We start from the raw sequence: 10,640 nt of genomic DNA on the forward strand, positions 1-10,640 counted from the left end.
CCGATGACCCTCTACCTGCAGTCGGTGCGCGGGTTCAGCCCCCTGGAGGCCGGGCTGGTCATGGCGCCCTCGTCGCTGGCGTCGATGCTGCTGGCCCCGGTGGCGGGACGGCTGTCGGACCGGCCCACGGTCACCCCGCCGCTGTACTCCCGCGACCACCGTTTCAAGGACCTCGCCCGGCTGATCGTGAACGGCTACAGCGTCAACGAGGACGGGCTGAGCTTCCAGGTCACCGTCCTGTCCGACCTCAGGCACGTCGCGGTGCCGCACGACCTGATCCCGGTGACGCTGGAGGCCCCCGGCGGCCGGACGCTGGACATCGTCATCGTCCTGACGCCGCCGCCCGACCAGAACGTCTGCACGTTCTCGGCGTCCTACACCTGGAACCAGCTGGCCAAGCTGCTGGAGCTGGAGCGGCCGGACGGCGTGCCCGTCCGCGACGCCGTCATCGAAGCGCTTCCCCAGGCGGGCATCCGGGCCGAGTGGTGGGACAACCGCACCGGCCCGAACGCGCCCCGCCACTACTGCGGCGGCACCGAGCAGAAGTACGGCTCCGGCCGCATCGATCTGCGCCCCATCACCGTGGACGATCTGAAGGCGTCGGAGGCGGTCGCCAAGACGGCGTGGACGGCGGCCGAGCCGCTGCGCACCAGCCGTCCCGTCTACCGGGCGTTCGCCGACCTGCTGCGGCCGGGCCTGGAGATGGCCACGGCGCTGGAGGCCGAGTCGGAGTTCTTCATCTCCGGCGAGCAGCACGTGTCGGTGGTGGCGAAGATGCGGGCGCTGTACTCGCGGCCGGCGGAGCTGAAGGCGCTGGGCGTCGAGCTGATGTCGGGCGAGGACGTGCGCAGGTGCACCGACACCTACTACGACGTCCCGGAGCTGACGCTGCTGCGGCACGGGATCGTGCTGCGGCGCCGCCAGTTCGGCGGGGACGGGCCGGGCGGGTTCCTGCTCCAGGTGAAGGGCCGCACGGTCACCCGGCAGGGGGAGCCGGGCGAGCGGATCCGGCTGACCTCGCAGGTGCATCTGATGGAGCCGGTCGATCCGGCGCGGCTCGGGGAGTTCCTCGCGGGCGGCGGGGTCGACAACGCCTTCGCGCGGGTGCTGGCCGACGGGCCGGCGCACGGCCGTTCCGGGCCGTCGTCTCCGGAGGAGTGGGCGGGCCTGGCGCCGCGGCTGGTCGTCACGGCGCAGCGGGTGAGGTACTCGCTGGAGCTGGCGCACTCGATGACGGTCGATTTCAGCGCCGACAGCGCGACCGGCACCGATCCGGTGACGGGGCGGTCCTTCACGGTGCACACCGTCGAGTTCGGGATCGGCCACGAGGGCCTCTGCGTCGACGACGAGTCGTCGGGTCCGCTGTACGCCTCGTTCTCCGGCGGCGCGGGCGCCAGGGCGTACCGGATCCCGCCGGGCCGGGTCGGCGGCGGGAACGGCACGAGGAGGCCGGCGGTGGCGGCGCGGCGCGTCCTGGTGACGCGGCCGTACCACGTGCCCAGCGACCTGGACGACCCGGAGCTGTTCGGCCGGCGCGACTACCTCCAGTACCGCGACCTGCGCGATCGGATGATGCACCACCTGTTCGGTTACGCGGCCAAGGACCTCGCCCTCGGGGGCACCAAGTCGCACACGCTGGCCCGCCTGCTGGAGATGATCTGAAGGGCGGCTGAAGGGCGGCTGACCGGCAGCTGACGGGACGCTACGGACAAACCGGACGTTCGCCTAGTGTTCGGTCACGCGGTGCCGGGGGGCGACGCGCCCGTCGGTCGCCGTGGCCACGCTCTGCAGCGTGAAGGTCACCATCGTGACCGAGTCGTTCCTCCCCCGGGTCAACGGGGTCACGAATTCGGTCTGCCGTGTCACCGAACAGCTCGCGGCCCGCGGGCACGAGGTCCTCGTGATCGCCCCCGCGCCCGACCGGGACCGTTACGCCGGGCAGGCCGTGCGCACGGTCCCGGCGCTCGCCCTCCCCTGCTACCGCTCGTTCGCCCTCGGCGTCCCGACCGGCCGGATGCGCGCGGCGGTGCGCGACTTCGGCCCCGACATCGTCCATCTGGCCTCGCCCGTGGTGCTCGGCGCGGGCGGTCTGACCGCCGCGCGGGAGCTGGACGTGCCCGCGGTGGCGGTGTTCCAGACCGACGTGGCCGGGTTCATCCGGCAGTACGGGCTGGGCGCCGCCTCGCCCGCCGTGTGGCGCTGGCTGCGCCGGTTGCACGCGCGCGCGGACCTGACGCTGGTGCCGTCCAGCCCGCTGCTGGCCGAGCTGGAGCGGCGCGGCGTGCCGCGGCTGGCGCTGTGGGCGCGCGGCGTCGACCAGGAGCGCTTCAATCCCGGCCACCGCTCCGAGTCCCTCCGCGCTCGTCTGGCCCCGGCCGGGGAGGTGCTGGTCGGTTACGTGGGGCGGCTGGCCGCCGAGAAGCGCCCCCGGATGCTGGCCGCGCTCGCCGGCATTCCCGGGACGCGGCTCGTCGTGGTCGGCGACGGTCCCGAGGAGGGCCGGCTGCGGCGGATGCTGCCGGACGCGGCGTTCACCGGGTTCCGGACGGGACAAGAGCTGTCGGAGCTGGTGGCGTCCCTGGACGTGTTCGTGCACACGGGCGCCGACGAGACGTTCTGCCAGGCCGTCCAGGAGGGGCTGGCGTCGGGTGTGCCGGTCGTGGCGCCCGCCGCCGGGGGCCCGCTCGACCTGGTGCGGCCCGGGCACAACGGGCTGCTGTTCACCCCGGACGACGAGGCCGAGCTGCGGACGGCGGTCGCCGCGCTGGCGGGCGACCCGCTGCTGCGGCGGCTGATGAGCCTGAACGCGCGCCGGTCGGTGCGGGGACGGAGCTGGGACATGATCTGCGACCAACTGCTCGGCCACTACGCGGGGCTCCTCGGCGGCACCGCGGCCAGCGAGGCGGCATGACCGAGCGAAGCGAGGGCATGAGCGCTGTTCTTGCCGGGGGGTGTGGGGGGTCGTCCCCCCACGGAGGAGCGGCATGAGCAAGGCGTTTCCGTTCGTCGTGTCCGTGCACGACGTGGCGCCGGCCACGCGGGTGCCCGTGGACGACTGGGTCGCCGAGCTGGACCGGCGTGCGATCCCGTGCACGCTGCTGGTGATCCCCGGGCCGTACGGCGGCGGGCCCGCGACCGGTGAGGTGCCGGGCCTGGCGGCCTGGCTGCGGGAGGCGGGCGGGCGCGGCCACGAGCTGTCGCTGCACGGCTTCCACCACGCGCGGGTGCCCGGCGGCGCGGCCTGGCGGCAGGCGGTGAACCAGGTGGTGGCGCGGGGCGCGGGCGAGTTCTGCGCGCTCCCGGAGGAGCACGCGCGGCGGCTGCTGCGCGAGGGGCGGGAGGCGCTGGAGGAGGCCGGGCTCGACATCGTCGGCTTCACCCCGCCCGGCTGGCTCGCCTCCCCCGGCACCCGCCGCGCCCTGGCCGGGCTGGGCTTCGCGTACTGGACGAGCCAGCTCGCGCTGCACGACCTGACCGGCGGGCGGACGCCGCGGCGGATGCCCGCGCTGTCGCACCGGCCGGGCGGGGCGGGCGAACGCGCGGGCGCGCGGCTGATGGTGGGGGCGGCCCGGTTCCTCGCGCGGTCGCGCACGCCGTTCCGGATCGCGCTGCACCCGGCCGATCTGGGCAGGCCGGGCCTGCGCGAGGCCGCGCTGGACGCCGTGGACGCGGCGCTGGCGGCGGGCGGGCGGCCGGTCACCTACCGGGCGCTGGTGGGCGCGTGAGGATCGTCCAGCTCGCCAATCTGTACAGCCCGGTGTCCGGCGGCCTGCGGACCGCGGTGGACATGCTCGGCCGCGGGTACGCGGCGGCCGGGCACGAGCGCGCCCTGGTCGTCCCGGGACGGGAGCACGGTCGGCACAACGGCGCCGCGGGCACGATCGTGACCGTGCCGGGGCCGTCGGTGGCGCCCGGCTACCGGCTGGTGCTGGATCCGCGGCCGGTGCTGCGCGCGCTCGCCCGGCTGCGCCCGGACGTCGTCGAGGTGTCGGACAAGGCGACGCTGACCGTGGCGGCGCGGTGGGCGCGGCGGCACGGGGTGCGGTCGGTGCTGCTGTCGCACGAGCGGCTGGACGCGATCCTCGCGCCGCGCGTCCCCGGCGGGTTTCCGCTGCGGCCCCTCACCGACCGCTGGAACGGCGGGCTGGTGCGGGCGTTCGACGCGATCGTGGCCACGTCGGCGTTCGCCGCCGCCGAGTTCGGCCGGGTGGGCGCCCGCGACCTGCACCTCGTCCCGCTCGGCGTGGACCTGGACACCTTCCGGCCGCTGCCGGGCCCGGCGCCGTGCCGCGGCGAGGTCCGGCTGACACACCTCGGGCGGCTGTCCCGGGAGAAGCGGCCGGGCCTGGCGGTGGCGGCGGCGATCGAGCTGCACCGCCGGGGCGTGCCCGTCCGGCTCGACCTGGTCGGCGACGGGCCGCAGGCGGCCGGGTTGCGGGCCGCGGCCGCGCGGGCCGGGCTGCGCGCCCGGTTCCACGGGCACGTGCCCGACCGGGCCGCCGTGGCGCGGCTGCTGGCGGAGGCGGACGTCGCGCTGGCCGCCTGCCCGGTGGAGTCGTTCGGGCTGGCGGCGCTGGAGGCGCTGGCGTGCGGCACGCCGGTGGTCGCGGCGGACCGCGGGGCGGCGCCCGAGCTGCTCGTCCCGGGTGCCGGGGTCGCGGTGCCGCCGGTGCCGGAGCGGTTCGCCGACGGCGTCCAGGAGGTGCTGTCGTGGCCGCGGGAGCGGCGCCGCGCCGCGGCCCGGGCCCGCGCGGAACGCTACCCGTGGGACGCGACCGTCGCGGGCATGCTGGAGGTCCTCACCGCGGGCCGGGGCGCGCTCCGTACAGGTCGATGAGCCCCAGGTAGTCGCCCAGGCCGAGGGTGGCGTCGCGGTCGTCGCAGGGACGGACGTACGGGCTCATCGACAGGTTCTGGTGCCGGACGCCGTCGATGTGCTGGAGCCCGAGCACGTGCAGCATCTCGTGGGTGACGACGGAGACCGCCTCGTACCGCCCCTCCGGGCACCCGGGGACGGGCTGGGCGCCGCCGCGGCGCGGGGCGCGGGTCGTCCACCAGCGCTTGCCCTGGGTCTGGACGGCCATGTCGGCCTCGCGGATGACGTTGCCGACGTGCCAGGTGCAGGTGACCGCGAGGATGTCGCGGTCGGGAGTGCGCAGTTCGGCCCAGCCGAAGGAGTTGATCCCGTTCCTGGACTGGCAGGCTCCGGGGCCGAGGATGTTCGGCGGTGAGTCCGTCCGTCCCGCGTACCGCTGGTAGATGTCCGGCTTGGGGCTGTAGGAGAGCGAGCCCCTGACGCAGTCGGTGCGGACGTCCACCGCTCTGCGCACGCCGCGTCTGAAGGCTCCGGCCCCGGACCCGGCGGGCATCCCGCTGAACGCGACGGAGCCCGGGTAGTAGTGCCAGGAGATCCGCGTTCCGCGCGGCCACCGGTCGGGCCCGAGCTTGCGGGCGGTGTCGGTGCAGGCGGGCAGCGGCGCGAGGGCGGCCTGGCGCGGGCGGCCCTCGGGGATCCGGGCCCGGCGCTCGACGATGGTCGCCGTCCCGGCCTCGGCGTCGACGTCGATCCGCAGTTCCGCGGCGCCGTGGCGGCGCAGCAGGCGCGAGGTCACCGAGGAGCCGTCGTGCGGCACGGTGGCGGCGACCCCGCTCGTGCCCCTGATGACCCGTCCGCGCACGTCGCACTGGAACAGGTCCACGATCCGGGGCAGCGCTCCGGCCCGCAGTCCGGGGCCGGGACGGCACCAGGCCGGCGGCCTGGCCTCCCGCGCGCCCGGCACCGGGCCGTCGGCCGTCGCCGGGATCGCGCAGGCCGCCGCGGTGAACGCGGTGAGCGCGGCCGCGGCGGACAGGGACCCGGCGGGCGAACCCGTCCGGAACTTGTAAGAGCGCACATCACATTACTGGGCACGCGCGACATCGGATAAAGCCATCGACGCCCAAAATCCACCCCAGCACACCCGACGAAATATCCATTGTTCGACCTAGATAACCGGACATCGCATAACCATGTGCCGAGGCCGTGAGCGCCGGGCGTTTCCGGCACCACGGTCGTTCTCAAAAGCGCGTCGGCCTTTGTTAAAGCCCTGGGACGGGGTGGTGGCGTTTCAACGATCAGTGGGTATCCGGCGGACAGACTTCCGTGGATCAGCAGTACCGGGCAGCCGCTTAGCCCTCTGAGAAAGGACGACCGCGATGGGCTCTCAGGGGCTGAGCGTCCCCGCCGTCGGAGGGGACGTCGAGGACGGCGCCGACGAGGGCCGCGAGGAGCGCTCCGAGGATGATCCCGGCGGGAGACACGAAGGACACGCAGGACAGGCGCAGCAGGCCGTGGGCGGGGGAACCCGCACCCTGACCGCGACGAGCGTCATCCCGGTCGTGACCGGCCCGGCGGCCCGTCCCGCCACGGCGTCCCGCCCGCGACCGCTGGCCGCCCTGTACGCGCTCACGCTGGGCACCGCGGACGCGCTCGCCATGGCCACCGCCGTGACCGTCGCCGCCGGCATGGTGAACGGCACGGCGGCGGGCGGCACGGGCGCGGGCGCCGTGACCGTGACCGGCACGGTGACCGCGATGGTGACGGCCGCCGCCGCGATCGTCGCGGTGAACGCCCCCGCCGGGCTCCACCGGTGCCGCCGCAGGCCGTCCCTGCTCGACGACGCGCCCGCCCTCGCGGTGCGCGCCGCGGTGGTGGCGGCGCCGGCCGCGCTGCTGCTCCCCGGGGGCGGAAGCGTCGCGATCTGGCTCTGGATCACCTGCCTGTACTGCGCGTTCGCCGGCGCGTCCCGGCTGGCCGCGGGCGCCGTCCTGCGGACCCACCGCAAGCTGCGCCCGCGCGGCCGTCCCACGGTCATCATCGGCACCGGCCCCGGCGCCGCGCTGGTGGCCGGGGTGCTGCGGCGGCGCCGCGACTTCGGGCTGGACCCGGTCGGGCAGATCGTCACCGGCGACCCGGGCGACCTGCCCGTCCCCGCCCTGCCCGTGCTGGGCCGCCCGCTGGACCTGCGGCGCGCCCTGGCCGCCTGCACCGAGACCCGCTCCCGCGCCGCCGTGGTGATCGTCGCCGACGAGGTGCGGCGCTCGGGTCTGGACGAGCTGGTCCGGATCTGCGCGGCGCTGCCGTGCGAGACGCTGCTGGTCCCGTCCACGACGGACCTGCTGCTCGCGCGCGCCGGGGCGCGGACGGCGCAGGCGCCCGTCGAGCATCTGGAGGGGATCCCCTTCGTGCGCCTGGGGCCGCGTCCCGGCGCGCGGACGGCCCGCGCCGCCAAGCGCGCCTTCGACACGGTCGCCGCCGCCCTGCTGCTGCTGACGCTGTGGCCGGTGCTGCTGGCCTGCGCGCTCGCGGTCCGGATCGAGGGCGGCCCCGGCGTGCTGTTCCGGCAGCGGCGCGTCGGCCTGGACGGCGAGCCCTTCACGCTGCTGAAGTTCCGTTCGCTGCGGCCCGCCGACGACCACGAGGCCGACACCCGCTGGTCGGTGGACGGCGACGCCCGCATGGGCCCGGTCGGCCGCTTCCTGCGCGAGACCTCGCTGGACGAGCTGCCGCAGCTGTGGAACGTGGTCCGCGGTGACATGAGCCTGGTCGGCCCGCGCCCCGAACGGCCGCACTTCGTCCGGCTGTTCTCCGAGACCTGCCCGGAGTACCCGCTGCGGCACCGGATGCCGGTGGGCATCACCGGCTGGGCGCAGGTCAACGGGCTGCGCGGGGACACCTCGATCGAGCTGCGGGTGCGGCTGGACAACCGCTACATCGACACCTGGACCTTCGGAGCCGACCTGCGCATCCTGCTGATGACCGTCCGGGCCGTGCTGACGAGGAACGTCGCGTGAGGCGGGCCCTGGCCGGGCGGTGGAGCCCGCTGGTCGCCGCCGCCGCGCTGTGCGTGTGCGTGCCGCCCGAGATCGGCGCGACCGCGGTCGCGTGGACGGCGCGGTTCGCCGGGTTCGAGACGTTCAGCGACGTGCTGGCCGTGCAGGTCTCCGCCGGGGACCTGGCGGGCCTCGTCCTGGTGACCGTCGCCGCGGTGCTGGTCGCCGCCCGGAAGGTGGCGCCGCCCCCGCTGTGGACGCTGCCCGCCTTCGGGACGGTGGCCCTCGCCGCCGGGATCGCCACGCTGTGCTCGCAGGACATCGCGTCGAGCCTGCCCGGCTACGTGCGGATCGTGCAGCTCCTGGTGCTGGTGCCGCTGGCCGCGATGACGCTGGTCCAGGACCGGACGGACGGCCTGGTGGTGGCCGCGGCGGTGGTCGCGGTGGCGCTGGCGGAGTCGTCCTACGGCATCTGGCAGGCGCTCACCCGCAACGGCGCCGCGATCGGGGGCGAGACGGTCCGGGCGGTCGGCACGTTCGGCGCCGGGGACGTGATGGCGCTGTCGATCGTCGCCGGGTTCGGCGTGGTGTTCACGCTGGCGTTCGCGCTGGCCGGGCCGCCCCGGGTCCGCCCGTTCGCGGCGGCGGCCCTGGCGGTGCTGGGTTCGGCGCTGCTGCTGGCGCTCAGCCGGGGCAGCTGGATCGCGATCGGCGCCGCGGCCGGGCTGGTGCTGCTGGCCTACAGCCGGCGGCTGGCGATGCGCACCGCGGCGACCGCCGCCGCGCTGGCGGTGGTCGTGGTGGGCGGGCTCGGCCTCGGGCTGGGCGGCGGCGACGGCGACCTCGGCGGGCAGACGCTGGCCGCCCGCGCGCAGTCGATGACCTCGGTCATGGACGCCCCCGACCAGTCCGTCCTGGACCGCTACAGCCTGTGGACGGCGGCGCGGGGCATGTGGGGCGACCATCCCGTCACGGGCGTGGGCGTGAAGAACTTCCCCGCCTACCGCGACTCCTACGCGCCGATCGAGCTCTCCTCGGCGGGCGAGGTCATGGACCGGGTCAACGGCTACCACCGCCAGCCGCTGCTGTCCCCGCACAGCCAGTACCTGCTGGTCCTGGCCGAGCAGGGCGTGGTCGGGCTGGTGGGTCTGCTGGCCCTGTTCGGCGCGCTGGCGTACGGGGTGTGGCGGCACCGCGACCCGCGCGACCCGCTGTGGCTGGCCGCGTTCGGCTTCCTGGCCGGACTGCTGATCAACTTCGTGTACGCCGACATCAGCGGCGCCAGCAGCATGCTGGTCGCGATCATGATCGGGCTGGTCGCCGCCGGCGCCGCCACCGGGCTCCCCCGCCCGGGCACCGAGGTCGCGCCCCGTCCCCGGGCCGGGACCGCATGACGGCCGTCGGGGCGCGCCCGCCGGCCCGGGACGGCTCGATCCGCCGCGCCACCCTGCTCACCGGGCTGCTCGTCGCCGCCGGGACCGGGCTGGGCTTCGTGCGCGACCTGGTCATGGCGCACCGGTTCGGGGCCAGCAGCGGTACCGACGCGTTCCTCGTCGCCTGGACGATCCCGGAGACGGTGTCGCCGCTGCTGATCGAGGACGCGATGGCGCTGCTCATGGTGCCGGTGGTGACCCGGCTGCTGCGCGAGCCGGACGGGGTGCGGCCGCTGGTGGTGTCGGTGCTGCCGCGGCTGGCGGTCGCGCTGGCCGCGGTCGCGCTGGTCCTGGTGCTGGCCGCGCCGCTGCTGGTGGACGTGCTCGCGCCCGGCCTGGAGGATCCCGGCCCGGCGGCGCGGTGCGTGCGGCTGACGGCGCTGACCGTGCTGGCCTTCGGGATCGCCGGGTTCATGAGCGCGACGCTGCGGGCGCACCACCGGTTCGGCCCGCCGGCCTCCATCTACCTCGCCTACAACCTCGGCATCCTGACGATGATCGCGGCGTTCGCGGTGCCGCTGGGGATCACCAGCGCGGCGCTCGGCGTGGCGTGCGGCGGGCTGCTCATGGTGGCCGTGCAGCTCCCGGCGTTCGTCCGCTGCCTGCGCGGCGCCGGCGGGCGGGACGCCGCCGTCCGCGAGCCGAAGGGGGCCGCGCGGGACACGGCGGCCTCGGTGACGCTGGCGGCGGCCGCGCCGATCGTCCTGTACACCCTCACCCGGCAGTCGCAGGTCTTCGTCGAGCGCTTCCTCGGCTCCGGCCTCGCCGCCGGGTCGATCTCCCACCTCAACTACGCGCAGAAGGTGGGCCAGGTCCCGATGGTGGCCTCGCTGCTGCTGGTGACCGTGACGTTCCCCCGGCTGGCCCGCGCCTCGGCCGGCGGGGACCTGGACCGGGTGCGCCGCCGCGTCGAGTCCGACCTGGTCGTCGTCAGCGCGATCGTGCTGTACGCCACCGCGATCCTGATCGCGCTGGCGCCGCAGATCGTCGCGCTGCTGTTCCAGCACGGCCGCTTCACCGAGGCCGACGGCGAGCGGACCGCGCTGGTCCTGCGCGTCTACATGCTGGGCGTGTGGGGCCAGGCGATGGCGGGCGTCGCCGCGCGGGCCTTCTTCGCGCGCGCCCGTCCCGTCTGGCACCCGGTGTGCGCGATGGCCGCCGGGCTCGCCGTCACGGGCGCGCTCGGCGCCGCCCTGGTCGGCACCGGCGGCACCGCCGCGCTGGCCGCCGCCAACGCCGCCGGGATCACCGTGGCCGCGGTGGCGCTGCTCCTGCTCGTCCGCAGGCGGGTCGCGCCCGTGTCGCTGCGCGCGGCCGGCGGCGACATCGGGGCGCTGGCGCTCGCGGCCGGCGCCGCCCGCCTGGCCGGGCTGGCCGCCACCGGCCGGTTCCCCG

8 protein-coding genes are annotated in these 10,640 nt (G+C 75.9%); 7 read left to right on the top strand and 1 reads right to left on the bottom strand.

What is annotated here, in order from left to right; all coding sequences use genetic code 11:
* The 4 genes from ACFPZN_RS54945 to ACFPZN_RS54960 all read left to right on the top strand — a co-directional run.
* The coding region (locus tag ACFPZN_RS54945) for a hypothetical protein (protein WP_378293197.1) at window positions 1-1,662 on the top strand (1,662 nt) is incomplete at its 5' end.
* A gap of 130 nt (window positions 1,663-1,792) precedes the next feature.
* The gene (locus ACFPZN_RS54950; RefSeq protein ID WP_378293199.1) at window positions 1,793-2,911 is read left to right on the top strand and encodes a glycosyltransferase family 4 protein; all 1,119 of its coding nucleotides are present in this window, start codon (window positions 1,793-1,795) and stop codon (window positions 2,909-2,911) included.
* 73 nt (window positions 2,912-2,984) lie between these two features.
* Window positions 2,985-3,725: a DUF2334 domain-containing protein gene (locus ACFPZN_RS54955; RefSeq protein ID WP_378293201.1), complete on the top strand. Its 741-nt coding sequence runs from the start codon at window positions 2,985-2,987 to the stop codon at window positions 3,723-3,725.
* Entirely contained in the window at window positions 3,722-4,837 is a 1,116-nt protein-coding gene (locus ACFPZN_RS54960; RefSeq protein WP_378293203.1) for a glycosyltransferase, read from the top strand. Before ACFPZN_RS54955 ends, ACFPZN_RS54960 begins: the two co-directional genes overlap by 4 nt.
* On the opposite strand, the gene ACFPZN_RS54965 is transcribed toward ACFPZN_RS54960, so the two are convergent.
* Window positions 4,800-5,894 carry a zinc metalloprotease gene (locus tag ACFPZN_RS54965; protein WP_378293206.1) on the bottom strand — a complete coding sequence of 365 codons (1,095 nt, stop codon included), beginning with the start codon at window positions 5,892-5,894 and terminating at the stop codon, window positions 4,800-4,802. The genes ACFPZN_RS54960 and ACFPZN_RS54965 overlap by 38 nt on opposite strands.
* Window positions 5,895-6,195: 301 nt before the next feature.
* Between ACFPZN_RS54965 and ACFPZN_RS54970 the strand changes: the two genes are divergently transcribed.
* The 3 genes from ACFPZN_RS54970 to ACFPZN_RS54980 all read left to right on the top strand — a co-directional run.
* Window positions 6,196-7,833 (top strand): sugar transferase, encoded by a 1,638-nt coding sequence (locus ACFPZN_RS54970; protein ID WP_378293208.1) that lies wholly within the window; start codon window positions 6,196-6,198, stop codon window positions 7,831-7,833.
* Window positions 7,830-9,206, top strand: coding sequence for an O-antigen ligase family protein (locus ACFPZN_RS54975; protein WP_378293210.1), 1,377 nt, complete (start codon window positions 7,830-7,832; stop codon window positions 9,204-9,206). The genes ACFPZN_RS54970 and ACFPZN_RS54975 overlap by 4 nt, the downstream gene beginning before the upstream one ends.
* Window positions 9,203-10,640: lipid II flippase MurJ (locus ACFPZN_RS54980; protein ID WP_378293212.1), on the top strand; the 1,438-nt coding region annotated here is incomplete at its 3' end. The genes ACFPZN_RS54975 and ACFPZN_RS54980, both read left to right, overlap by 4 nt.

The sequence above is a fragment of the Actinomadura rugatobispora genome, from assembly GCF_042656285.1.
Classification (GTDB): Bacteria; Actinomycetota; Actinomycetes; order Streptosporangiales; family Streptosporangiaceae; genus Spirillospora; species Spirillospora rugatobispora.

What these genes read in the sequence shown, in the direction of transcription:
- ACFPZN_RS54955 (WP_378293201.1), top strand. Translation starts at nt 2,985, where the DNA reads ATGAGCAAGGCGTTTCCGTTCGTCGTGTCCGTGCACGACGTGGCGCCG.
- ACFPZN_RS54970 (WP_378293208.1), top strand. Translation starts at nt 6,196, where the DNA reads ATGGGCTCTCAGGGGCTGAGCGTCCCCGCCGTCGGAGGGGACGTCGAG.